Source organism: Streptomyces sp. HUAS 15-9 (assembly GCF_025642155.1).
GTDB lineage: Bacteria > Actinomycetota > Actinomycetes > Streptomycetales > Streptomycetaceae > Streptomyces.
The window spans coordinates 1,414,686-1,438,107 of record NZ_CP106798.1 but is presented as its reverse complement, the minus strand read 5'-3'; the positions used below and the strand labels follow the sequence as shown (position 1 = coordinate 1,438,107).

24 protein-coding genes and 3 pseudogenes are annotated in these 23,422 nt (G+C 71.2%); 15 read left to right on the top strand and 12 right to left on the bottom strand.

Annotation, left to right across the window (positions count from 1 at the left end; all coding sequences use genetic code 11):
• Positions 1 to 4: 4 nt before the first annotated feature.
• Entirely contained in the window at positions 5 to 943 is a 939-nt protein-coding gene (locus N8I87_RS06515) for a DMT family transporter (protein ID WP_263206317.1), read from the bottom strand.
• Between the two features lie 74 nt (positions 944 to 1,017).
• Between N8I87_RS06515 and N8I87_RS06510 the strand changes: the two genes are divergently transcribed.
• Complete coding sequence (locus tag N8I87_RS06510; RefSeq protein WP_263206315.1) at positions 1,018 to 1,920, top strand: LysR family transcriptional regulator; 903 nt, start codon at positions 1,018 to 1,020, stop codon at positions 1,918 to 1,920.
• Between the two features lie 31 nt (positions 1,921 to 1,951).
• Here N8I87_RS06510 and N8I87_RS06505 read toward each other — a convergent pair whose 3' ends face one another.
• Positions 1,952 to 2,419: a pyridoxamine 5'-phosphate oxidase family protein gene (locus N8I87_RS06505; protein ID WP_263206313.1), complete on the bottom strand. Its 468-nt coding sequence runs from the start codon at positions 2,417 to 2,419 to the stop codon at positions 1,952 to 1,954.
• A 160-nt stretch (positions 2,420 to 2,579) separates the two neighbouring features.
• On the opposite strand from N8I87_RS06505, the gene N8I87_RS06500 reads away from it, so the two are divergent.
• Entirely contained in the window at positions 2,580 to 3,224 is a 645-nt protein-coding gene (locus N8I87_RS06500; protein WP_263206311.1) for a cysteine hydrolase family protein, read from the top strand.
• Positions 3,225 to 3,227: 3 nt separating this feature from the next.
• On the opposite strand, the gene N8I87_RS06495 is transcribed toward N8I87_RS06500, so the two are convergent.
• Positions 3,228 to 3,737 (bottom strand): Rieske (2Fe-2S) protein, encoded by a 510-nt coding sequence (locus N8I87_RS06495; protein ID WP_263206309.1) that lies wholly within the window; start codon positions 3,735 to 3,737, stop codon positions 3,228 to 3,230.
• A gap of 207 nt (positions 3,738 to 3,944) precedes the next feature.
• Between N8I87_RS06495 and N8I87_RS06490 the strand changes: the two genes are divergently transcribed.
• From N8I87_RS06490 to N8I87_RS06460, 7 genes are all read left to right on the top strand, one after another.
• Positions 3,945 to 4,709 (top strand): HipA family kinase, encoded by a 765-nt coding sequence (locus N8I87_RS06490; RefSeq protein WP_263206307.1) that lies wholly within the window; start codon positions 3,945 to 3,947, stop codon positions 4,707 to 4,709.
• Positions 4,706 to 5,155: a DUF3037 domain-containing protein gene (locus N8I87_RS06485; protein WP_263206305.1), complete on the top strand. Its 450-nt coding sequence runs from the start codon at positions 4,706 to 4,708 to the stop codon at positions 5,153 to 5,155. Before N8I87_RS06490 ends, N8I87_RS06485 begins: the two co-directional genes overlap by 4 nt.
• A 125-nt stretch (positions 5,156 to 5,280) precedes the next feature.
• Positions 5,281 to 6,042 carry a 3-oxoacyl-ACP reductase FabG gene (fabG, locus tag N8I87_RS06480; RefSeq protein WP_263206303.1) on the top strand — a complete coding sequence of 254 codons (762 nt, stop codon included), beginning with the start codon at positions 5,281 to 5,283 and terminating at the stop codon, positions 6,040 to 6,042.
• Between the two features lie 30 nt (positions 6,043 to 6,072).
• Complete coding sequence (locus N8I87_RS06475) at positions 6,073 to 6,834, top strand: SDR family oxidoreductase (RefSeq protein WP_263206301.1); 762 nt, start codon at positions 6,073 to 6,075, stop codon at positions 6,832 to 6,834.
• A 207-nt stretch (positions 6,835 to 7,041) separates the two neighbouring features.
• Positions 7,042 to 8,616, top strand: a complete 1,575-nt coding sequence (locus N8I87_RS06470; protein WP_263206299.1) for an ABC transporter substrate-binding protein — start codon at positions 7,042 to 7,044, stop codon at positions 8,614 to 8,616.
• Positions 8,617 to 8,707: 91 nt separating this feature from the next.
• Positions 8,708 to 9,391: a uracil-DNA glycosylase gene (gene ung / locus N8I87_RS06465; RefSeq protein WP_263206298.1), complete on the top strand. Its 684-nt coding sequence runs from the start codon at positions 8,708 to 8,710 to the stop codon at positions 9,389 to 9,391.
• 120 nt (positions 9,392 to 9,511) lie between these two features.
• Positions 9,512 to 10,024, top strand: a complete 513-nt coding sequence (locus N8I87_RS06460) for a hypothetical protein (RefSeq protein ID WP_263216330.1) — start codon at positions 9,512 to 9,514, stop codon at positions 10,022 to 10,024.
• Positions 10,025 to 10,661: 637 nt separating this feature from the next.
• Here the strand turns inward: N8I87_RS06460 and N8I87_RS06450 are convergent.
• Positions 10,662 to 11,252 (bottom strand): TetR/AcrR family transcriptional regulator, encoded by a 591-nt coding sequence (locus N8I87_RS06450; protein ID WP_263206295.1) that lies wholly within the window; start codon positions 11,250 to 11,252, stop codon positions 10,662 to 10,664.
• Positions 11,253 to 11,360: 108 nt separating this feature from the next.
• On the opposite strand from N8I87_RS06450, the gene N8I87_RS06445 reads away from it, so the two are divergent.
• Positions 11,361 to 12,533: an FAD-dependent monooxygenase gene (locus tag N8I87_RS06445; RefSeq protein ID WP_263206293.1), complete on the top strand. Its 1,173-nt coding sequence runs from the start codon at positions 11,361 to 11,363 to the stop codon at positions 12,531 to 12,533.
• A 10-nt stretch (positions 12,534 to 12,543) separates the two neighbouring features.
• Entirely contained in the window at positions 12,544 to 13,455 is a 912-nt protein-coding gene (locus tag N8I87_RS06440; RefSeq protein WP_263206291.1) for a Gfo/Idh/MocA family protein, read from the top strand.
• Here N8I87_RS06440 and lnt read toward each other — a convergent pair.
• The 6 genes from lnt to N8I87_RS06410 all read right to left on the bottom strand — a co-directional run bounded on the left by lnt (position 13,373) and on the right by N8I87_RS06410 (position 18,524).
• Positions 13,373 to 14,938 carry an apolipoprotein N-acyltransferase gene (gene lnt, locus N8I87_RS06435; protein ID WP_263206289.1) on the bottom strand — a complete coding sequence of 522 codons (1,566 nt, stop codon included), beginning with the start codon at positions 14,936 to 14,938 and terminating at the stop codon, positions 13,373 to 13,375. The two genes, N8I87_RS06440 and lnt, sit on opposite strands and share 83 nt — an antisense overlap.
• Before the next feature lie 71 nt (positions 14,939 to 15,009).
• Positions 15,010 to 15,495 carry a nuclear transport factor 2 family protein gene (locus N8I87_RS06430; RefSeq protein ID WP_263206288.1) on the bottom strand — a complete coding sequence of 162 codons (486 nt, stop codon included), beginning with the start codon at positions 15,493 to 15,495 and terminating at the stop codon, positions 15,010 to 15,012.
• A gap of 142 nt (positions 15,496 to 15,637) precedes the next feature.
• Positions 15,638 to 16,594, bottom strand: coding sequence for an ATP-grasp ribosomal peptide maturase (gene tgmB, locus N8I87_RS06425; protein ID WP_263206286.1), 957 nt, complete (start codon positions 16,592 to 16,594; stop codon positions 15,638 to 15,640).
• Between the two features lie 14 nt (positions 16,595 to 16,608).
• Positions 16,609 to 16,800 carry a putative ATP-grasp-modified RiPP gene (gene tgmA, locus N8I87_RS06420; RefSeq protein ID WP_263206284.1) on the bottom strand — a complete coding sequence of 64 codons (192 nt, stop codon included), beginning with the start codon at positions 16,798 to 16,800 and terminating at the stop codon, positions 16,609 to 16,611.
• A gap of 420 nt (positions 16,801 to 17,220) precedes the next feature.
• Entirely contained in the window at positions 17,221 to 17,400 is a 180-nt protein-coding gene (locus tag N8I87_RS06415; RefSeq protein ID WP_263206282.1) for a hypothetical protein, read from the bottom strand.
• 248 nt (positions 17,401 to 17,648) lie between these two features.
• Entirely contained in the window at positions 17,649 to 18,524 is an 876-nt protein-coding gene (locus tag N8I87_RS06410; RefSeq protein ID WP_263206280.1) for an undecaprenyl-diphosphate phosphatase, read from the bottom strand.
• A 301-nt stretch (positions 18,525 to 18,825) separates the two neighbouring features.
• On the opposite strand from N8I87_RS06410, the pseudogene N8I87_RS06405 reads away from it, so the two are divergent.
• The 3 pseudogenes from N8I87_RS06405 (at position 18,826) to N8I87_RS06395 (ending at position 20,762) form a co-directional block, all read left to right on the top strand.
• Positions 18,826 to 19,974 (top strand): annotated as a pseudogene (locus N8I87_RS06405) (Gfo/Idh/MocA family protein).
• Positions 19,971 to 20,177 (top strand): annotated as a pseudogene (locus N8I87_RS06400) (DUF6807 family protein); the annotation flags it as partial. The pseudogenes N8I87_RS06405 and N8I87_RS06400, both read left to right, overlap by 4 nt.
• Positions 20,178 to 20,199: 22 nt before the next feature.
• A pseudogene (locus N8I87_RS06395) lies at positions 20,200 to 20,762 on the top strand (cupin).
• A 66-nt stretch (positions 20,763 to 20,828) separates the two neighbouring features.
• Here the strand turns inward: N8I87_RS06395 and N8I87_RS06390 are convergent.
• Positions 20,829 to 21,299: a winged helix-turn-helix transcriptional regulator gene (locus N8I87_RS06390; protein WP_263206278.1), complete on the bottom strand. Its 471-nt coding sequence runs from the start codon at positions 21,297 to 21,299 to the stop codon at positions 20,829 to 20,831.
• Between the two features lie 118 nt (positions 21,300 to 21,417).
• Here N8I87_RS06390 and N8I87_RS06385 point away from each other — a divergent pair, with 118 nt between their 5' ends.
• Entirely contained in the window at positions 21,418 to 22,587 is a 1,170-nt protein-coding gene (locus N8I87_RS06385) for a thiolase family protein (RefSeq protein ID WP_263206276.1), read from the top strand.
• Between the two features lie 17 nt (positions 22,588 to 22,604).
• Here the strand turns inward: N8I87_RS06385 and N8I87_RS06380 are convergent, their stop codons facing one another.
• Positions 22,605 to 23,408 carry a TVP38/TMEM64 family protein gene (locus tag N8I87_RS06380; RefSeq protein ID WP_263206274.1) on the bottom strand — a complete coding sequence of 268 codons (804 nt, stop codon included), beginning with the start codon at positions 23,406 to 23,408 and terminating at the stop codon, positions 22,605 to 22,607.
• Positions 23,409 to 23,422 lie beyond the last annotated feature (14 nt).

The following is a 23,422-nucleotide window of genomic DNA, read 5'->3' as shown; positions in this document are numbered from 1 at the left end:
GGCCTTAAGAGGCACCCCTCTTGAGCCTCACCTGAGTAAGCGCCGCCCCCGCAAGAACGATCACTGCTCCCACCGGAGTGGTCCACCGAAGCGACTCCCCCAAAATGGCAACCCCCGCCGCGGTGGCGATCACGGGGATGAAGTAGGTCACCATCTGAGCCGTGGTGGGGCCGACCTCGGCAACCAACCCGTACTGGAGGAGAACGGCCAGCCCGGTCCCCAGCGCACCCAACGCGGCAACGGCAAGCAGCGGAACAAGAGAGAAGTGGCCCGGAACCGAAGTGAACAGCGGAGTCACAACGGCCAGCTGCCCCGTGGCCATCAACAACTGCGCCCCCGTCATCGCCAGATGCGAATGCCCCGTCCCGGCCAGCGTCCGCCGGACATGGATCCACCCGATCGGATAGCTGAGGGAGGCCAGCAGAGCCATCGCCGTACCCGTGGCATCCAGGCCATGGAATCCCTGCCACGCGCCGAGCACCGTCAACACCCCGAGGAAACCGAGGCCGAGGCCGGCGAAGCGAACCCGGGTCGGGCGGTCCTCCGAGAGAGCGACCAGGGACAGCGCCATGCCCCACAGCGGTGAGGTGGCGTTGCAGATGCCCGCCAGCGTCGACGGGACGGTGAGTTCCGAGTAGGCGAAGAGGGAGAAGGGCAGGGCGTTCAGCAGGAACGCGGCGACCGCCAAGTGGCCCCAGGTGCGCGCCCCGCGCGGGAGCCGCTCCCGCTTGACCGCCATCGCCGCGGCGAGCACCGCCGTACCGAACACCAGCCGCCCCAGGGTGACCTGGAAGGGCGCGTACCCCTGCGTGCCCACCTTGATGAGCAGGAAGCTGAAGCCCCATATCAGGGACAGGGCGCCGAAGCGGAGGCGCCAGTCGAGGCGGGTGCGCGGCTGCCGGGCGGTGGCGGCCTCGGTGCGGGGGGTGGTGACGGTGGTCATGGACCCTACGATGCCGAGGGCAACCTCGTAGCACAATCGAGATTTTTCACGCGATACCTCGTAGTATTGCTTACATGTTGAACCTGGAGCGCCTGCGCACCCTGGATGCCCTCGCCCGGCACGGCTCGGTCAGCGGCGCGGCCGAGGCGCTGCACGTCACCACGTCCGCGGTCTCGCAGCAGATGGGCAAGCTGGAGCGGGAGGTGGGACAGCGGCTCCTCGCCAAGAACGGGCGGGGGGTGCGCCTCACGGACGCGGGACGACTGCTCTCCGAGCACGCGGCGCGGATCCTGTCCCAGGTGGAGCTCGCCCAGTCCGATCTGGAGGCGCATCGCGGGCAGGTCGTCGGCGAGCTGCGGCTGTCCGCGTTCCCCACCGCCGCCCGCGGACTGTTCCCCGCCGCGCTCACGGCCCTGCGCGCCCGGCACCCGGCGCTGCGGGTGCGCTCCAGCGAACTGGAGCCCGAGAACGGCATCGCCGGAGTCGTCCGCGGCGACCTCGATCTCGCCGTCGTCCTCGACTGGTACAACAAGCCGATGCCGGTCCCGGACGGTCTGGTGAAGGCACCCCTCCTCGACGACCCGGCCGATGTGGCCATGCTGGCCGGCCACCGGCTCGCGGACCGGGGCGAGGTGGACCTCGGGGAGTTCGCCGAGGACGAGTGGATCACCTGGGGCGAGGGCGAGTTCTGCCACGAGTGGCTCATGTTCACGCTGCGCTCGCGCGGCATCGAGCCGAACGTCGGCCATCGTGCCGCCGAGACCCACACCCAACTCGCCCTGGTGGCAGCAGGGTTGGGGGTATGCATCGCACCGCTGCTGGGACGGCACCCGGTGCCCCCGGGCGTCGTCATGGTTCCGCTCAAGCAGCGCGTGCGCCGTCATGTGTACGTCGTCTGGCGGGCCGACGCCGACCGCCGCCCCTCCATCCGCGCGGCGGTGGAGGCACTGCAGGCGGCGGCCGCGACAGTCGGCTGAGCCGAACGGGGCCGACGTCGGCTCAACAGCCCTACACCGAGCCCAGCTTGCGGAAGTCCCAGGAGACGACCTTCTCCGGGGTCAGCCGCGCCCAGGCGTGCCGACCGTCGTGCGGCATCTCGTCCAGACCGAAGTTCTTGCGGGCGAACAGGGTCTCCGCGGTGTCGAGTTCGGCGCACAACTCGCCCCTGCGCGGGACCTCGCCCACGAACTCCACGGTTCCGGACAGCTCGACGCCGCGCAACTGGTCGTACTCCTCACCGGAGTCCACCACGATCGCCACCCGCGGATCACGGCTCAGATCGGCCCACCGCTTGCTGCGCACCACCGAGTACAGCCACAGCGACTTGCCGTCCCAGGCGAACCACAGCGCGCTCACGTGCGGGGCGCCGTCCGCGGACACGGTGGCGACCCGGCAGGTGCGCTGAGTGGTCAGGAATTCGTCCAGCTCGCCCGGCGTCATCATGATCTTCCGGCCCCGGCGCTGAGTGACGGTCATGCGGCCCCCTCTTCTCCCACGTCGTGCCAGAGGAGGTGGTCCAGGTCCCCGTCGGTGCCCAGATCCTCTGACATCACGTCAGAAAAGAATGAGTCGTCTTCCGTTCGCGCGCAATGGTGGTTAGTCTCGCCCGCCCCGCATCCCGGCGAAAGGGGGCCTCATGGCGTCGTACGATGAGCTCGGAGAACTCCTCGAACCCGCGAGCACCGTGCTGCTCACCGTGGAGTGCCAGCAGGGGGTCGTCGGGTCCGACAGCGCGCTGCCCGAACTCGCCCGGGAGGCCCGTGTGTCGGGTGCCCTCGGCAATGTCGCCCGGCTGGTCGCCGCCGCGCACGACAGCGGCCTCCAGGTGATCCACGCCGTCGCCGAGCGCCGCCCGGACGGCCGGGGCGCCAACCGCAACGCCCGGCTGTTCCGCGCCGCCGAACGGCTCCCCGTCCAGCAGCTGTCCGGTACCACGGCGGTGCGCATCGCGCCCCCGATCGAGGTCACCGAGGAGGACTTCGTCGTACGGCGGCTGCACGGGCTGTCGCCCGTCCAGGGCACCGATGTCGACCCGCTGCTGCGCAACCTCGGCTGCCGCACGCTGATCGTCACCGGTGTCTCGGCCAACGTCGCGATACCCAACGCGGTGTTCGACGCGGTGAACCGCGGCTACACCGTCGTCGTGCCGCGGGACGCCATCGCGGGGGTGCCCTCCGATTACACCCCCGCGATGATCCGCAACACGCTCGCACTGGTCGCCACGGTCGCGACCACGGACGAGGTGCTCGGATGCCTCAAGCGTCCGCGCCGCCGGGCCTGACCCTCACGCGAGCTTGATCTCGTCCCCGGACACGGTGATGTTCGCGGCCGTGAGCCCCGTGGTCGCGGGACCCGCCTTCCGGCTGCCGTCCGTGACGGAGAACTGGCTGTTGTGGCACGGGCAGACGATCACGCCGTTCGCGATGCTGCCCACCGCGCACCCGGCGTGCGGGCACTTCGACGAGAACGCCTTGTACGTGCCCGCCGCCGGCTGTGTGACCACGACACCCTGGTCCTTGAAGATCTCGCCGCCGCCCTCCGGGATGTCCGCGGTCTTGGCGAGTGCGACGCCGCCCGCCGCGGCGTTGTCGCCGCCGCCCGAGCCGCCGGCGCTCGCATTGTTGCCGCCCCGCGTCCCGGAGCTGCCGGAAGAACCGGACACACTGGAGGAGTTCGACGAGTCGTCGCCCGATCCGCAGGCCGTCAGCGCGGCGGCGAGCCCCGCCGCTCCGGCCGCGGCCACGACCGTACGGCGGGCCGGTCCCGTTGCGGGCTTGGGCGATGCGCTGCTCATGTGGGGATTCCCTTCCGCGAAGCCTTTTCGGTGATCCGTCCAGGGGTACGGCCGATGGGCGCGACCCGTTCAGACGGTGTCGAGATCCTGACGATCCTGACGTCCGCGCGGTCGGAGCACCGTGAGCCGGAGCTGTCGTTCCGCTGTCATTTCGCTGTCGTTCCGCTGTGGGCCGGGACTCCGGCGACTCCCCAGTAACCTGGGGCGATGCTCAAGGAAGTCATCGCGACCCGCTACATCACGCCCCTGCGTGAGGGCGGCTCGCTGCCGGGGCTCGTCGAGGCCGACGACCTCGGGACGTACGTCATGAAGTTCACCGGCGCGGGACAGGGCCGCAAGACGCTGGTGGCCGAGGTCGTCTGCGGGGAGCTGGCCCGCCGCCTGGACCTCAGGATGCCCCGCCTCGTGACGATCGAGCTCGATCCGGTGCTGGGGCTCGGTGAACCCGACCAGCAGGTGCAGGAGCTGCTGAGGTCCAGCGGGGGCACCAATCTCGGCATGGACTTCCTCTCCGGCGCCCTCGGCTTCGACCCGCTGGCCTTCACGGTGAGCCCGGAGGAGGCCGGACGGGTCGTCTGGTTCGACGCGCTGATCAACAATGTCGACCGCTCCTGGCGCAACCCCAACCTGCTGATGCACCGCGGCGATCTGTGGCTCATCGACCACGGCGCGACCATGATCTGGCACCACAACTGGCCCGGCGCCGAGGCCTCCGCGGCCCGGCCCTACGACGCCGCCGACCACGCACTCGCGGGCTTCGGCCCCGATGTCGCGGGCGCCGCGGCCGAGCTGGCCCCGCTGGTCACCGAGGAACTCCTCGCCGAGGTCACCGCCGAGATCCCGGAGTCCTGGCTGGCGGGCGAGCGCGGCTTCGACAGCCCGGACGACCTGCGGCGGGCCTATGCGCGGCCCCTGCTCGCGCGCGCCGCCGTGATCCACGAGCGCATCACCGGCATCGAGGGGGACCAGTGAGCGAGCACCACATCCACATGGCAGGCCATGTGGCCGAGCGCCACATCACCCGGGCGGGCCAGGGCGGCGGCCGGGACGTCTTCGAGTACGCGCTGCTGCGGGTCGTACCCCGCGTCGAGCGCGGTGAGTGCATCAACGCGGGCGTGGTCGTGTACTGCCGCGCCCAGGGCTACCTCGGCGCCCGCACCCACCTCGACGAGGCCCGGCTGCTGGCCCTCGACCCGGACGCGGACGTGGCGGGTGTGCGGGCCGCGCTCGGCGCCGTCGAGGGCGTGTGCGGTGGCGGCGCGGCCGCGGGACCGGCGGCCCAGGACGACGCCGGGCGGCGTTTCCGCTGGCTGATCGCGCCGCGCTCGACCGTCGTGCAGCCCGGACCCGTCCACACGGGGCTCACCACCGATCCGGCCGCCGAGGCGCGGCGGTTGCTGGACCTCCTGGTGAGGTAATGGATCACACGGACCCGGTGTGCCGTTGACACCGGGTGCCAGGGCTTCTAGCGTCACGTCTGTCGAAGGTACTAAGCGGTCGCTCACCGCGGCTGGGGAATTCTCAAGGGCGAGGAGAAGCAGCAATGTCCACCACTGACCAGCGGGTCGCCATCGTCACCGGAGGTGCGCGCGGCATCGGCGCCGCCACCGCCGTACGACTGGCCGCCGAGGGCCGCGCCGTCGCCGTCATCGACCTCGACGAGGCCGCCTGCAAGGAGACCGTGGAGCGGATCACCGCGGCCGGTGGCCGGGCCATCGCGGTCGGCGCGGACGTCTCCGACGAGGCGCAGGTCGAGGCGGCCGTCGCCCGCGTGGCCGAGGAGCTCGGCGCGCCGACGATCCTGGTCAACAACGCCGGCGTGCTCCGCGACAACCTGCTGTTCAAGATGACGGCCACCGACTGGGACACCGTCATGAACGTGCACCTGCGCGGCTCGTTCCTGATGACCAAGGCCGTTCAGAAGCACATGGTCGACGCCGGTTTCGGCCGTGTCGTCAACCTGTCCTCCTCCTCGGCCCTCGGCAACCGCGGCCAGGCCAACTACTCCGCCGCCAAGGCCGGTCTGCAGGGCTTCACCAAGACCCTCGCCATCGAGCTCGGCAAGTTCGGCATCACCGCGAACGCCGTCGCCCCCGGCTTCATCGCCACCGAGATGACCAAGGCCACCGCCGATCGCGTCAAGATGGGCTTCGAGGAGTTCAAGGCCGCGGCCGCCACCCAGATCCCCGTGCAGCGCGTCGGCGAGCCCGAGGACATCGCCAACGCCATCGCCTTCTTCACCGGCGAGGCGGCCGGCTTCGTCTCCGGCCAGGTGCTGTACGTCGCCGGCGGACCGCTCGACTAGTCGGCACCGGGAAATCTGAGGAACACGGACATGACTGAACTGCCTGAACTCTCCGGCAAGGTCGCGCTCGTCACGGGCGCCAGCCGCGGCATCGGATACGGCGTCGCCGAGGCGCTCGTCGCGCGCGGTGACCGCGTCGTCATCACCGGCCGCAACGAGGACGCCCTCAAGGAGGCCGTCGAGAAGCTCGGTTCCGACCGGGTGATCGGTGTCGCGGGCAAGGCGCACGACCTGGACCACCAGGCCGAGGCCGTCGGGCGCGCCATGGAGGCCTTCGGCCGCGTCGACTTCCTGGTCAACAACGCCGGGACGAACCCGGTGTTCGGACCGATGGCCGACCTCGACCTGGGCGTCGCGCGCAAGGTGTTCGAGACCAACGTGATCTCGGCGCTCGGCTTCGCCCAGAAGACCTGGCACGCCTGGCAGAAGGACAACGGCGGCGCCATCGTCAACATCGCCTCCATCGCCGGCCTCGCGCCCTCGCCGTTCATCGGCGCCTACGGTGTCAGCAAGGCCGCGATGATCAACCTGACCCAGCAGCTCGCGCACGAGTTCGCGCCCGGGGTGCGGGTCAACGCGATCGCCCCGGCCGTCGTGAAGACCAAGTTCGCCGAGGCCCTGTACGAGGGCCGGGAGGCGGAGGCCGCCGCGGCCTACCCGCTCGCCCGGCTCGGCGTGCCCTCGGACATCGGCGGCGCCGCCGCGTTCCTCACCTCGGCGCAGTCCGACTGGGTCACCGGACAGACGCTCGTCGTCGACGGCGGGATCTTCCTGAACGCCGGTGTCGCCTGACCTCGTGCGGGCGTAACGATCGGGTGCACAAGAGCGCCGTTTCCTTGACGGAAACGGCGCTCTTGTCATTGTTCGGGAGGGGCCCCGAGCGATGACAACGTCGTCATGAACAAGGTGATCAAGACCCATGTACGAAGCAGGTTCGCCCGGCGTGTCACTGCGGTATGGTCTGCCGACCCTTGGTATGGCGGATCGAGGAGCGTGCGCGTGTTCAACCGGAACCGATGCCTGCAGAGAATGGCGGCGGTTGCGTCCATATCCCTGGTGGCCGGGTGCAGCGTCTTTTCCGACGGCAACCAGGACAACGGCGGACCGATCGTGGTGGGGACGACCAGTGCCCCGAGCACGCTTGACCCGGCCGCTTCCTGGGACCAGTCCTGGGAACTTTTCCGCAACATTTACCAGACCCTGCTCAGTTACCCCGACGGCGCGAGCACACCGCAGCCCGACGCGGCCGAGAGCTGCACGTTCTCGCAGTCGAACACCGTGTACACGTGCGAGCTCCGCGCGGGCCTGACCTTCTCCAACGGGCACAAACTGGACGCACAGGCCGTCAAGTACTCGATCGACCGCATCGAGAAGATCAACGTCAACAGCGGCCCGGCCGGCCTGCTGGGCAGTCTCGACCGGGTCCAGGCGGTGAGCGAGCGCGAGGTCGCCTTCCATCTGAACAAGCCGGACGCCACGTTCCCGTTCGTGCTGGCCACGCCAGGTATGTCGATCGTGGATCCCGCGGAGTACCCGGACAACGCGCTGCGCAAGGACGGCAAGGTGCTCGGGTCCGGCCCGTACAACCTGGAGTCCTACCAGGAGGGCAAGCAGGCCGTACTGGTCGGCAACAAGCACTACAAGGGCGCCGCGGAGCGCAGAAACGATGCGGTGACCATCCGCTACTACCAGGACTCGCGCCTGTTGGCCGACGACCTGCGTGCCAAGAAGCTCGACATCACCTTCCGCGGCCTCGCCGCCGACGACGTCATCTCCTTCCAGGGCCAGGGCTCCAAGGACATCGACCTGATCGACGGGCCGAGCAACGAGATCGAGTACCTCGTGTTCAACCCGAAGGACCCCTGGATCCGCAAGCCCGCCGTCCGCAGGGCCGTCGCCCAGGTCATCAACCGCAGCGAGATCGTCCACCGGGTCTACAAGGACACCGTGGAGCCGCTGTACTCCATGGTCCCGGCCGGCCTGACCGGGCACAGCACCGCCTTCTTCGACGACTTCGGCGACCCCGACGTCGGCAAGGCCGCCAAGATCCTCAGCCAGGCGGGCATCAACCAGAAGGTGCCTCTCACTCTCTGGTACACCACCGACCGCTACGGCTCGGCGACCGCGAAGGAGTTCCAGGAGATCAAGCGCCAGCTCGAGGCGTCCGGCCTGTTCACCGTCACCGTGCACGGCCGTCCCTGGAACAAGTACGTGGTGGGCTACCAGAAGGGCGAGTACCCGGTGTTCGGGCGCGGCTGGTCCCCCGACTTCCCCGACGCCGACAACTTCATCGCCCCGTTCGTCGGCCAGAACAACGCCGTCGGTACGCCCTACCCGTCACCCAAGATCACCGATGATCTGCTGCCCGCCTCCCGCCGTGAGAGCGACCGCTCTCGCGTGGTGAAGGAGTTCCGGGAGGCGCAGTCGATCCTGGCGGACGATGCGCGGCTGCTGCCGCTGTGGCAGGGCAAGCAGTACCTGGCCGCGAGCGCCGACATCTCCGGCGCGGAGCAGTCGCTGGACCCGTCGGCGATCATGATGGTGTGGGAGCTGCACCGCAAGACGAGCTGGTGATGTCGGATCACGGCACCGATTGTCAGTGGTCGCCTGTAGGTTCTGAGCACTGCAAGACCTGCAAGTGACCGCACACCGTGAGGACGTTGACGTGACCGACACCGCCATGCTGCCCGAGTCCTGGCGCGGGGTTCTGGGCGACGAGCTCCAGCAGCCCTACTTCAAGGAGCTGACGGAGTTCGTCGAGGAGGAGCGGGCGAAGGTTGCCGTCTACCCGCCGCGCGAGGAGGTCTTCGCGGCGCTGGACGCGACGCCGTTCGAGAAGGTCAAGGTGCTGGTCCTGGGCCAGGACCCCTACCACGGCGAGGGCCAGGGCCACGGCCTGTGCTTCTCGGTCCGGCCCGGGGTGAAGACCCCGCCCTCGCTGCGCAACATCTACAAGGAGATGAAGGAGGAGCTGGGCACGCCCGTCCCGGACAACGGATATCTGATGCCGTGGGCCCAGCAGGGCGTGCTGCTGCTCAACGCGGTGCTCACGGTCCGGGCCGGCGAGGCCAACTCACACAAGGGCAAGGGCTGGGAGAAGTTCACGGACGCGGTGATCCGCGCGGTGGCCGACCGGCCCGACCCGGCGGTCTTCGTCCTGTGGGGGAACTACGCGCAGAAGAAGCTGCCCCTGATCGACGAGGCCCGGCACGTCGTGGTGAAGGGCGCGCACCCCTCGCCGCTGTCCGCCAAGAAGTTCTTCGGCTCCCGCCCGTTCACACAGATCAACGAGGCGGTCGCCGCGCAGGGTCATGAGGCGATCGACTGGACGATCCCGGACCTGGGCTGATCCGCCCCGCGGGCGGTCCCGTGTCGTTCGGGGCCGCCTGACCGGGTTTGTCCGTGCCGCCGGTTAGCGTCGGGGGGACAGCCGACTGGGCCTGTCGTGCGGAGCAGCCTGGAGGACTCGGTGGCGGAGCGGCAGGAGCGGACGGCGCCGGACGCCGTGCTGACCCGGATCGGGCAGGTCGTCATGCTGCATCACGGCGGAGACCGCGAGGAGGCCAGGAGCCGTCTGCTGGACCTGTGGGCGGAGGTCGGGCAGGACGGGGACCCGGTGCACCGCTGCACGCTCGCGCACTACCTGGCCGACACCCAGGACGACCCCTCGGACGAACTGGCCTGGGACCTGAGGGCGTTGTCGGCGGCGGAGGAAGTCTCGGCGGGGGCGACGGGCCCGGCGGCGCTGCGCACGTTCTACCCCTCCCTGCATCTGAATCTCGCCACCGACTACATGAAGCTGGGCCGCTCCGAGGCCGCCCGCGCCAGTCTGCATCGCGCCCGCGGCGCGGCCGGCGCCCTCACCGACGACAGCTACGGGGACGGCATCAGGGCGGCGATCATCAGGCTGGAACACCGACTGGGCGAGGAGGACCCCCCGGGAGGAGACCCCTGGGGCCCACCCCGCCGACGACCGACCTAGGTCCTGCCCCCGCCACTGCCCTGCTGTCCGTACGTCCGCGCCACCGCCTCACTGTCCGTAAGTCCGGCGGCAGATCGCCGCCTCCGGGCTGTCCGGACGCCAGCCGCCGTATTCCGTTCCCAGCGCGCACACGTCGGGGGCCTTGGGGACGGACCGGGGTACATCCGGGATAACGGCGGGGGGCTGGTGCCGGGGCGCAGCGTGTGGCTGCGGGGCCGGGGGCGTGGGGGAGCGGGGGAGCCCGGGCGGCTGTGGGGGAGGGGCCGGGTCGCCTGAGCGCTTCGGGCGGCGGGACGGACCGACCATCTCCAGCGCTTCCCGGGCCGGCGCCTGTACGACCCTCGGCTTCGCGCTGCCGTCCGTCCGGGGCGCCGAGGACCGCGACGGCGCCCCCGCCGGTGGTGGCCCGGGCGTCGGCGACCGCTGGACGGTCACACAGCCGGAGAGGGCCGAGACGGCCACGGTGACCAGGAGCGCTGCGGAGGTCGTCGATCGATACACCCGCGCAACTCTGCTGCGTCGGCTGCGGCGTTGGAACAGGGTAAGGGCGGATGATCCCTCACAAGGGTGGTCTCCCGCCCCGTACGAGGGGCATGGGAGGACCCGAGCTGACGTCGGCCCCCCCGGGACGCCGGCTTCAGCGGCCCAGCATGCCCGTCAGCAGCTCCCGCAGCCCCGCCCGCACCTCGTCCAGATCCGGCACCTCCGCGTTGAACGTCCCCGCGACGCAGGAGAACATCAGCCCGTCCGCCCAGGCGACCAGCGACAGCACATGCCGGGCCGGGTCGGGCGAGCCCACGGCGGTGAGCATCGCGGTCAGCTGCTCGCGGAAGACGGCGCCCGTCGCGTCGTAGAAGGCGCGCAGCTCGGGGCGTCGGGTGGCCTCCAGGGCCAGTTCGTAGCGGGCGACGAGCAACGCGCGGTTCCGGGTCAGGGTGCGGTGCACCGCCAGGGCCAGCCCCTCGGTCAGTGCGTCGAGCCCGCCGCTCGGATCCGGCATCTCGCCCACCGCCAGCAGCCGTGCCTCCCGCTCGGCGTGCCGCCGTACGGCGAGCTCCAGCAGCGCCTGCCGGGTGCGCGCCAGATTGGACGTCGAGCCCTGCGGCAGCCCGGCCGCCTCGTCCACCGCCCGGTGCGTCAGCCCGCGCATACCGCGCTCGGCGAGCAGGGTGAGAGCGGTGTCGGCGATCAGATCGGCACGGGAGGTGCTCGGGGTGCGTACGGACATGGGACGACCCTACCCGCGCAACTACGCCTGTAGTACGGTCGAGGAGTCGCCCAACTACATCTGTAGTGCGCCGGGTCCGCCGCGGCGCGCCCTGCATCAGGAGGAGCCATGGCACAGTCGTCACGCGCCGTCGTCATCGGCGGCGGTATCGGGGGCCTGACCGCGGCCGCGGCCCTGCACCGCCGGAACTGGCAGGTCACCGTCCTGGAGCGGGCCCGCTCCCTGGAGCCGGTCGGCGCGGCCATCTCGCTGTCCCCGAACGCCCTGCGCGCCCTGGACGTCATCGGCATCGGCGAGGAGATCCGCGACCTCGCCGCCTGGCAGGGCGACGGCGGACTGCGCACCCCGCGCGGCCGCTGGCTCTCGCGCACCAGCGCCGACGCCGCCGCGGCCCGCTTCGGCGGCCCCCTCGTCCTGCTGCACCGGGCCACCCTCGTCAACAGCCTCGCCGCGCAACTCCCGCCCGGCACCGTCCGTACCGCCGCCGCCACCGTCGCCGACCCCGGCGACACCGACCGGCCCGCCCGGGTCACCACCGCCGACGGCGAACTGGAGGCCGACCTGGTGGTGGCCGCCGACGGCATCGACTCCGCCGCACGCGGCGCGCTCTTCCCCGGGCATCCCGGTCCGGTCTACGCAGGGTTCACCACCTGGCGGGTCGTGATCCCGCTCCCCGGCGCCGAGTTCGCCTCGCACGAGACCTGGGGCCGGGGCCGTCTCTGGGGCACACACCCGCTCAAGGACGGCCGGGTGTATGCGTACGGCGCCGCCATGACCCCCGCCGGGCAACACGCGCCGGACGACGAGCGGGCCGAACTCGCCCGCCGGTACGGCGACTGGCACGACCCGATCCCGGCCGTCATCGCGGCCGCCCGCCCCGAGGACGTGCTGCGCCACGACGTCCACCATCTCGCCGACCCGCTGCCCGCCTTCCACCGCGGCCGGGTGGCGCTGCTCGGCGACGCCGCGCACGCCATGCCCCCGACCCTCGGCCAGGGCGGCAACCAGGCCGTCGAGGACGCCGTCGTCCTCGCCCACCACGCCGGCGACCTGGCCGCCTACACGGCTGCCCGGCTGCCCCGTACGACGGCGATCGCCCGCCGGGCCGTCAAGGTCGCCCGGCTCGACATGACCGGCAACCGCGCCGCCATCGCCGTACGCAACACCGCGCTCGCCGCACTGTCGCTCGCCGGACCGGCGTTCTTCCTGCGCGGCTACGACGGCATCGCCGACTGGCGGCCGCCGTATGCTTCCGGAAGGGCACCGGTAGGCAACCGCTAGGGGAGAGCACGTGAAGGTCGGCTGCATCGGACTCGGCGACATCGCGCAGAAGGCATACCTGCCGGTGCTCGGCATGCGGCCCGGCATCGACCTGCACTTGCAGACCCGCACGCGCGAGACCCTCGCCCGGGTCGCCGACGGCCTCCACCTCCCCGCCGGCCGACGGCACACGACCCTGGACTCGCTGCTCGCCCAGGACCTCGACGCCGCCTTCGTGCACGCGCCCACCCCCGCGCACCCCGAGATCGTCACCCGGCTCCTGGAGGCGGGCGTACCGACCTACGTCGACAAGCCGCTCGCCTACGAACTCGCCGACTCCGAGCGCCTCGTGAAGCTCGCCGAGGAGCGCGACGTCTCCCTCGCCGTCGGCTTCAACCGGCGCTACGCCCCCGGGTACGCCCAGTGCGCCGACCACCCGCGCGAGCTGATCCTGATGCAGAAGAACCGCATCGGGCTGCCGGAGCAACCCCGCACGATGATCCTCGACGACTTCATCCACGTCGTGGACACGCTGCGCTTCCTGGTGCCGGGCGCGGTCGACGACGTGACCGTGCGCGCCCGCCTGGAGGACGGGCTGCTCCACCACGTGGTGCTCCAGCTCGCCGGGGACGGCTTCACCGCGCTCGGCGTGATGAACCGGCTCAGCGGCTCGGCCGAGGAGATCCTCGAGGTCTCAGGGCAGGACACCAAGCGCCAGGTGGTCAACCTCGCCGAGGTGATCGACCACAAGGGGCAGCCGACGGTACGGCGGCGCGGGGACTGGGTGCCGGTCGCCCGGCAGCGCGGCATCGAGCAGGCGGTGCTCGCGTTCCTCGACGCCGTGCGCGTCGGCAAGGTCCTCAGTGCCCGTGACGCACTGGCGACTCACGAACTGTGCGAGCGGGTCGTACACGCGGTCCAGGAGAGCTCCGGCGCAGCCTGACCGCCCGTACGCCCTCGGTCACGCCCAGGGCGGCCAGCGCGAGCAGGGCGCCCTTCACCGGCCAGTCGCCGTAGCGGACGTACGGAGTGATGCCATGGGCCAGGGGCACCTCGTACACCTGGGCGATGCTCGCGCCTGTGCCGAGCCAGGGGCCCAGGCGCTCTCCGCTCGGGCCGTAGACGGCCGAGACGCCGGTCAGCGTCGCGTGCACCATGGGACGGCCGGTCTCGGCGGCGCGCAGCGCGGCCAGCGAGGCATGCTGCTCGGGGGCCCAGCTCTGCTGGAACGTCGACGTCGCGGACTGGCCGAGCAGCACGTCGGCACCGTCCTGCGCGAGGTGCCGGCTCATGTCCGGGAACGCGGTCTCGAAGCACACCATGGGGCCGATGCGCAGCCCGTGCCCGACGTCCATCACCACCTGCTCGGTGCCGCGCCGACGGTCCTCGCCCGCCGCCTTGCCGACCGAGGTGGCCCAGCCCAGCACCGAGCGGGCCGGGATGTACTCACCGAACGGGACGAGCCGCATCTTGTCGTAGCGGGCGCCGGTCGGGCCGTCCGGGCCGATCAGGACCGAGCTCTTGTAGATGCCGGGCCGGTCGGAGCGGCGGGCGTCCACGTTGACCAGGATGTCCGCGCCGGTCTGCCGGGACAGGGCCGCCACCCGTCTCGCCAGGTCCGGCCGGTCGCCCAGGTCGAAGCCGATGCTGCTCTCACCCCAGACGATCAGGTCGAGGCGCTGCCCGACGAGCCCCCGGGTGAGCTGTTCCTCGCGGTCGAAGCGCTGGTCGGCGCCCTTGATCACACCGGGCTGTACGACGGCGATCCTGACCCGTCCGTCGACGTCCGGGCGGGGCGACCACACCCAGGCCGCCGAGGTCGCGGCGGCCGTGGCGACCAGCGAGGCGAGGGCGGGTACACGGACCGCGCGTATCGCCACCAGCATGGTGACCGCGACATTGACGGCCACCACCAGGAAGCTGAGCAGCCACACCCCGCCCACCGAGGCGAGCCGCAGCGCCGGTTCCACCTGCCACTGGCTGGAGCCGAGCAGGCCCCAGGGACCGCCGAGCCCCTGCCAGGACCGTACGAGCTCCACCGCCAGCCAGCCGGACGGCAGCACCACCAGGGCGGCCGTGCCCCGGCCCGGCGAGGGCACCCCGGCCAGGAACCGGCGCACCAGCCAGCCCCAGGGTGCCCAGAGCGCGCCCAGCAGCCCGGCGATCAGGAAGAGGAAGACATTCAGGCTGGGCAGCAGCCAGTGGTGCACCGCCACCATGAACCCGAACCCGCCCAGCCAGCCGTCGTACACCGCCCGCTTCCCGGTCGGGGCCGAGCGGGCGAGCAGGAGCCAGGGGACCAGGGCGACGTACGCGAACCACCACAGCGCGGGTGCCGGGAAGGCGAACACGGGCAGGGCTCCGGCGAGGACGGCTGCGGCGGAACGACGCCACGGGGAGGCGAGCCAGCGATCGATCGTCTTCATACGTCGCCTCCTACCCAGCCGCTCCTTCCAGTGTCGCCGCCGGGGTGCCCTCCCGGACAGAGGGCCTCGGCTCAGCCGGTCACCGGAGCCGGGAGCCGGTCGGGCAGACGGCGCCACTTCTCCTGGACGACGACCTCGCGCAGCCGCCAGCCCTCGGCCGTCCGCAGCAGTGCGAAGGAGTACCGGCCGCCGCACACGAAGTCCGGCGCCGTGGATCCGCCGTCGCCGCCCGCGAACCGCATCGGATTGACGTAGTCGGCCTGCACCCGCGCGGTGTCCCCGGTGTCCTGCTCCAGGACCCCGAACCGTATCCGGCGGTTGACGATGAGATGCTGCCGCATCGAGAACAGCCCCAGGCTCTCGGCCAGCCATCCGGCGACCTGGCCGGCATCCCCCTCGATCCCGCCGGCGGAACGGTAGTCCGCCCGTCCGTCCCTGGTGAACAGTGTCCGGTACGCCGCCCAGTCACCGTCGTCCACGGCCACCGCGTACTCGGTGACCACGCCGTCCACAGCCAGCCGGTCCATCACGGTCGCGAGCTCCACGCGCTGCGTCATCGGCACAGTGTTGGGCACGGGACGGGCGGAGCCAAGAGGTGTGCGGGGACATTCGGTGGCCATACCCGACCACGCACAGCGGCGCCCTTGGCGCCGAACGCCGCCGTGCGTGAGGTCGGAGCGGCAGGCGTACGGTGACCGCTCACCAGTGGAGTTCTGGCACACGGCCGGCCGCCGTGCACTGTGACAGCCACAGGGCGACCGCCTCCGACACCGGCTGTCCGGTCTCCAGTTCGATGAATCCGAACTGGCCGCCCTGATTGCACTCCAGGAACCACCACACGCCGTCCTCGTCCTCGGCGAAGTCGAAGGCGGCGTACGCCAGTCCGGCGAGGGCGAGGTACTCGCGCACCGGTCGGCCGACGCGTTCGGGCACCGGGACCGGCTCCCAGCCGTGCCCGGTGTCGCCGTAGCGCCCGTCGACCTGGTCCGGCTCGGCCGTCTTCCGTGCGGCGAACAGCCGTGTGCCGACACAGGTCAGACGGATGTCGGCGCGCTTGGGGATGTAACGCTGCAGCAGCGCGGGGCCGGCCGCGACGGCCGAGAAGTCCGCGTCGGGCCCGATCAGGGTGGTGGGCAGGGCCACGCCGGGGTCTCCGGGCGGCGGTCCCGAGGCGGACTTCACCACCACGTGCCGGTGCTCCTCCGCGAACTGCCGTGCCAGGCGCGGGGCCGTGGTGAAGACGGTCGGCGGTACGGCGAAGCCACTGAGGTGAGCCATCTTCAACTGCCAGGGCTTCAGGCGGGCCCGGTCGGCGTTGCGCGGATGGTTCATCCACCGGGTGGAGGTGGAGAAGAGCATCCCGAACAGCGCCTGACGGGCCTCGGCGGTCAGCCACGGCGAGGGGTGTGTCGCGTGCGCCGCCGGTTCGCCGGGCCTGCGCACCCATACGGAGCGCAGGCCTCCCATGCTGAGCACATGGCCGTTCACGGACAGGTGGCCGTCGAAGTCGCCGTGGGCGTAGTGGGCGGACAACACGACCTTGTCCGGCAGATCGGCAGGGTCCAGCCGCACGAAAGGGGTCCCCTTCTCATGCAGCTTGGCCACCACCATGTCGGCGGTCACGTCCTCTTCGGACGTGAGGATCAATACGGTCATTCGGTTACGAAGCGTCAGTCATCGAAGTGGGTCTGGGAACCGGCGGTGGACGTGGTCGTGCCGACAGCCAGCAGCAGGTCCGGGTCACTGACGGCGGGTCGGCCGTCGGGAAGCACGTTCAACTGACGGGTCTCGTCGAAGTGGTACGGCGTCACCACGGTCGGAAACGCCTTGGGCAGGGCGTAGTTGAGGGTGAATGGTCGCACTCGGAACCTCCACGGGTGCAAAGCGGTTGTACGCAGCTGTTACGCGCCCTTGCGTAAGGGACTGCCTCTTTCGGTCACATCGCGGCGAAGATCATCACATTCACACCGCATGCTTCGCATTGTCTGCATCAACAGCATCACTGTGCTCACCTTCCCCACACGTCACACATCGGATGGGGCATCAGATCTGTCACTGCGGCACGAACGGTGACCGGGCCCTCACTCCGGGGGCATCCTTTGTGGCGCGTGTCGGCGGAAACGGCTGCTGTGGTGGGAGTTGCGGGGGGAGACAGGGACGATCGTCACGGGTATGCGGGTCGTCGGAGTACCGCTCCCGTGTCCCGTGCCCGGGGCCCACCCGGTGTCCATGGCCGCGCGGGACATCGGCGCCGTCACCGCCCCGCTGATGCCGCCGCGGGCTCAGGCCGCCTCGATGATCTCGTCGCGGATCGCCTCGGCCCACTCGACCACCAGCAACTCGTACTCCGTGCGGTCCTGGGCCGACAGGTATCCGCCCGCACGCAGCCACAGCGCCCGGATCTGCTCGTTCACCTCTGCAGCAGACCGCACGGAACCACGGGCCATGGAATCGGGGGACATGCGGACAAGCCTAGGGGCAAGTACTGACACTGCGCTACCGGACCGCTACTCAGACCGTATGTGGTTGGTCACGGCCGCGACGGTGAAGGCATACGCGAGCCACGGCTCTTGCGCGACCGCACACCGCGGCACGGTGACGGCCGCTCGGCACAGCGAGCGCCTTCGCCCTTGCCGCACCCGGGTACGACGCCCCCAAAGCCCTTCAGTACACGGGCCTTTGGGGGATGGCCGAGATGAGTCGCCTTCGGCTAGCCCGCGGACTCGGCCGCGTGCGGGCTGAGTGCCCCCGTCGCCACCAGCGCGATGATGACGATGCCCAGGGCGATCCGGTACCAGACGAACGGCATGAAGCTCTTCGACGAGATGAACTTCATGAACCAGGCGATGACCGCATAACCGGACGCGAACGCGATCACCGTCGCGAAGAGCGTCGGCCCCCATGCCACGTGCCCGCTTCCCGCGGCGTCCTTCAGCTCGAACACCCCGGAGGCGAGCACCGCCGGAATGGCGAGCAGGAACGAATAGCGGGCCGCCGCCTCGCGCTTGTAGCCCATGAACAGGCCGCCGCTGATCGTGGCGCCGGAGCGGGAGACGCCCGGGATGAGGGCGCAGGCCTGGCAGAGGCCGAAGATCAGGCCGTCCTTGACGCGGAGGTTCTCCAGGGTCTTGCGCTGCTTCGGCGCCCGGTGCCGGCCACCCGTCTCGTCGCGCGCGGCCAGCCGGTCGGCGATGCCGATGACGATGCCGACCACGACGAGCATGGTCGCCGTGATCCGCAGATCACGGAACGGCCCCTCGATCTGGTCCTTCAGCGTCACGCCCAGCACGCCGATGGGGATGGATCCCACGATCACCAGCCACCCCATCTGGGCGTCGTGGTCCTGGCGCATCGCCTTGTCGAACAGCGACCGGAACCAGGCCGAGATGATCCGCCCGATGTCCTTGCGGAAGTAGATCAACACCGCGGCCTCCGTGCCGATCTGGGTGATCGCCGTGAAGGCCGCACCCGGATCCTTCCAGCCCGAGAAGGCCGCGGTCAGCCGCAGATGCGCGCTGGAGGAGACGGGGAGGAACTCGGTCAGCCCCTGGACGAGTCCGAGGACGAGCGATTCAAACCAAGACATGGAGTTAAGGCGTCCAAGCGCTGATCGGGAAGTGTCCGGTGAAGGTGATCATCATTTGAGTGGTGATCATGTGTGCCGAAGGCAGCGTAGCGCCCCGCCATGACGGCCCGGACGCAGGGGGTTTGGGCAGGCCTTTACCAGCCGCTTACCGACCCGGGGTGTTGACCGTCCGCCGGACCGCCGCTTACTTTGCAGCGTGAGAAAGCGCTTGCTGCGCGGTTTGCCACACGACTTGCCGCACCGAGTGCCGTATCACTCGCCACCCTGCCCGCCCCGTCCCGGAGGAGTGCTGATCACGCCCATGCCCCGCTCCACTGCCCCGCTCACCGGCAGGCGCATCAGGGCCGCCGTCATCGGCACCGGCGCCATGGGACGCGGTTCCCATCTGCCCGCGCTCGCCCGGCTCGCCGAGGAGGGGGAGACGGAGGTCGTGGCAGCCGTCGACATCGACGCGGGCGCGGTCGGGGCCTTCTGCGCGGAGGCCGGCATCACGCACGCCTACACCGACCTGGACCGTATGCTCCGGGAGCAGCGGCCCGACCTGGTCACCATCTGCACGCCGCCGACGCTGCACCGCGAGCAGACCGTGGCCGCGCTGCGCTCCGGGGCCTGGGTGTGGTGCGAGAAGCCGCCGGTGCCGACACTGGCCGACTTCGACGCCGTCGAGGCGGCGGAGGGCCCGGTCGGCGGCCCGTACGCGGCGATCGTCTTCCAGCACCGCTTCGGCTCCGGTTCCCGGCATGTGCGGCGGCTGCTCGCCGAGGGGACGCTGGGACGGCCGCTCGTGGCGCACTGCCAGACCACCTGGTAACGGGACAGCGCGTACTACGCCGTGCCCTGGCGCGGTCGCTGGCACACCGAGGGCGGCGGCCCGGCCATGGGACACGGCATCCATCAGATGGACCTCCTGCTCGACCTGCTCGGCCCGTGGAGCGAGGTGCGGGCGATGGCCGGACGGCTGGTCCACGACGTGGAGACGGAGGACGTCTCGACCGCCCTGGTCCGCTTCGCGAGCGGCGCCCTCGCGACCGTCGTGAACAGCGTCCTGAGCCCCGACGAGGTCAGCCGCATCCGCATCGACTGCGAGCGCGCCACCGTCGAACTGACCCACCTCTACGGCCATAGCAACGGCGACTGGCGCATCACCCCGGCCCCGGACGTGCCCGGCGAGCAGGCGGCGGCCTGGCGGGACTTCGGTCCGGACGTGCCCAGCTCGCACCTGGCCCAGCTGCGTGAGCTGGTCGCGAGCATGCGTGCCGGGGAGCGGCCGCGCAGCAGCGGCCCGGACGGGCGCACCAGCCTGGAGCTGATCACCGCGCTCTACAAGTCGGCGTTCACCGACACGACCGTGCGCGCGGGGGAGATCGGACCGGGGGATCCGTACTACACCGCCCTGCACGGCGGTGCCCCCGGCTGGGCGCCGGCCGGGCGCGCGGAGGTGTCCGCGTGAGCGGCGAACTGCGCGTCGTCCACGCCCACGGCGACCGGATCACGGTGACCGAACCCGTCACCGGCGTCGAGCTGTTCGCCTATGTCTACCGGCCGGAGGCGGCCTGGGAGGCGCCGAAGCCGTACCTCCACCCGATGCGCACCCTGGCGGGCGGCGTCGTCACCGACTACCGGCCCAACGACCACCGCTGGCACAAGGGCCTGTCGCACCGCCGGGCGGGGTGCCATGCAGACGCTCACCACGTCGGGGTACGAGGTGACGCCCCTGGAGCCCGGCACGGTGGCCTGGTTCACGCCGGGCACCATCCATCGGCTCGTCAATGAGGACGATCTGCGCATCACCGTCCTCATGCAGAACAGCGGGCTGCCCGAGACGGGCGACGCGGTGCTCACGCTGCCCCCGGAGTGTCTGGCCGACCCGTGGACGTACGCCGCCGCCACCACGATCCCGGCGGACGTGCCGGAGGCCGAACAGGCGCGGGCCGCCCGTGCCCGGCGCGACCTCGCGCTGCGGGGCTACCGGGCGCTGCGCGAGGACTCCGGCCCCGAGACGCTCGCCGCCTTCCACCGGGCCGCCGCCGCGCTGGTACGGCCCCGGCTCGCCGAGTGGCGCGAGCGCTGGCGGCGCGGCGCCGAGGCCGCGGCGGCGGCCACGGGGAGCAGCTCGACCGCCTCGGACGGGGCGATGTCTCCCACCTGGCCGAGGCCGTCGTACGGGCCGAACAGCCTTCGTTCCGCGGGAAGTTCGGGATGTGCGGGCGGCTCGATGTGTATGGGCCCGACGTGTAGGGGTTCGATGCGTATGGGCTCGACGCGTGTGGGCCCGACGTGCGTCGGCAGGGGTCGTAGGGCCGCCTACGCCGCCGACGGTCCCGTGAGCGTCCAGCCCGGGGCCTGCGGATGGGCCGTGAGGTCCTCGTGGCGCACGGGGTCGCCACAGGCCGAGCAGGTGAGGACCGGGACGAGTTCGTTGCCGCAGATGTGCTCGATCACCATGGGGCGGTCGTCGTCCGCGCGGAGATGGCGGTCGCCCCACTCCTTGAGGGTCATCAGGACCGGTTCCAGCTCCAGGCCCGCCTGTGTGGGCCGGTACTCGAAGCGCTGTGGGCGCTCGCTGTAGGCGCGCTTGGTGAGGATGCCCGCGTCCACGAGCCGGCGCAGCCGGGTGGCCAGGACGTCGCGCGGGGCCCCGATGTTGCGGACCAGCTGGTCGAAGCGGCCGTTGCCCAGGCACACCTCCCGCAGCACGAGCAAGGAGTACTTCTCGCCCACGAGCGCAAGGGCGTCGGCGATGGAGCAGGGGCGCGGATCTTTCGTGGCGGCCATGGCATCCAGTCTAGGCGAGGGTTTGATTTTCCAACTCATCGAGCTATGGTGAGTTTGGATTTCCTACTCATCGGTAATCGCGCCGGTCATCGCCCCGGCGGCCAAGGAGGCCCGCACCATGCGTGACGCAGTCATCGTCGAAGCCGTACGCACCCCCATAGGGAAGGGCAAGCCGAACGGTTCCCTGGCCCACGTCCACCCCGTGGAGCTCCTCGCCCACACCCTGCGCACCCTCGTCGAGCGCTCCGGCGTCGACCCGGCCCTGATCGACGACGTCATCGGCGGCACCGTCGACCAGGTCGGCGAGCAGGCCATGAACACCACCCGCTACGCCGTCCTGTCGGCGGGCTTCCCCGAATCGGTCCCGGCGACGACGGTGGACCGCCAGTGCGGCTCATCCCAGCAGGCCGTCCACTTCGCCGCCCAGGGCGTGATCTCCGGCGCCTATGACCTCGTCGTCGCCTGTGGCGTCGAGTCGATGAGCCGCGTGCCGATGTGGTCGAACGTGCCGCCCGGCAAGGACCCCTTCGGCCCCGGAGTCGCCGAGCGCTACCCCGAGGGGCTCCTGCCGCAGGGCATCAGCGCCGAGCTGATCGCGGCCAAGTGGTCCCTCACGCGCGAGCGGATGGACGCCTTCGCCGTCTCCTCGCACCACAAGGCGGCCGCCGCCTGGGACGCGGGCCTGTTCGACGCCGAGGTCGCCCCCCTGCAGGGCGTCAGCCGCGACGAGTGCGTACGGCCCGGCAGCACCACCGAGATCCTCGGCGGTCTCAAGCCCGCCTACCACGACCCCGCGTTCGCCGAACGCTTCCAGCAGATCGAGTGGAACGTCACCGCGGGCAATGCCAGCCCGATCAACGACGGCGCGTCCGCCGTGCTGATCACCTCCAGCGAGACCGCGGCCCGCCTCGGCCTGCGCCCGATCGCCCGCCTGCACAGCTTCGCCGTCACCGGCTCCGACCCGCTGCTGATGCTCACCGGCGTCATCCCGGCGACCGAGAAGGTGCTCCGCAGGGCGCACCTCACCCTCGACGACATCGACCTGTTCGAGGTCAACGAGGCCTTCTCCAGCGTGGTCCTGGCCTGGCAGCAGGAGACCGGCGCCGACCTCGCCAAGGTCAACGTGCACGGCGGCGCGATCGCCATCGGCCACCCCCTGGGCGCCAGCGGCACCCGCCTGACCACGACCCTCGTCCACGCGATGCGCGAGCACGGCGCCCGCTACGCCCTGCAGACGATGTGCGAGGCGGGCGGACTCGCCAACGCGATGATCCTGGAAGCCGCGTAACGGCACGCCAGGCGGCGTCAGGGTGCGCGCAGGTGGTGGCGCTTGCGCCAGGCCACCACCGCGCCCACCAGGGCCGGTACCGCGATGCTCGCCATCGCGAGCAGGAAGGCCGGGGACGTCGGCGCCGAGGCACGGGCCCCGGCGACCGCGTACGCGGCGGTGTTCGGCACCGAGCCGAGCGCCGTCGCGAGCAGAAACGGCAGCCAGCCCATGCGGGAGACGGAGGCGCAGTAGTTCGCCGCCCAGAACGGCACGCCGGGGAACAGCCGCGCCGCCATCATCGAACGGAAGCCATGCCGGCTCAGCTGGCCGTCGGCGGCCTTCAGCCAGCGGCCGCGCAGCAGCGGACGCAGCGCGTCCTGGCCGAGCACCCGGCCCAGGCCGAAGGCGACCCCGGCGCCGAGCACCGTACCGGCCAGCGCCGAGCCGAGCCCCAGCTGGGAGCCGAAGAGGGCACCCGCGGCCAGGTTCAGCAGCGGCCGCGGCACGAACGCCACCGTGCACAGCCCGTACGCCGCCGCGAAGACCACCGTCGCCGCGGCGCCGCCGAGCTGGGGCGGCCATCCGTGCGTGACCAGTCTCTGCGGCTCGAACAGCAGCATGGTCGAGGCGGCGGCCGCGAGCAGCGCCACGAGCAGGGACAGCCGCGACCAGGGCGAGAGCAGCACGCGCGTGCAGCGCGCGACGAGACCCGCGCGCGAGAGCGGCGGGACGACGGCGGCCGTGGGCACGGCGACGTCCGTGGGGACGGCGACGGCAAGCTCCGTGGCGGCGGCCCGGGGAGAGGCCGTGGCGGTGCCAGAGCGGTTGGCATCGAGCATCCGGTGACACTAAC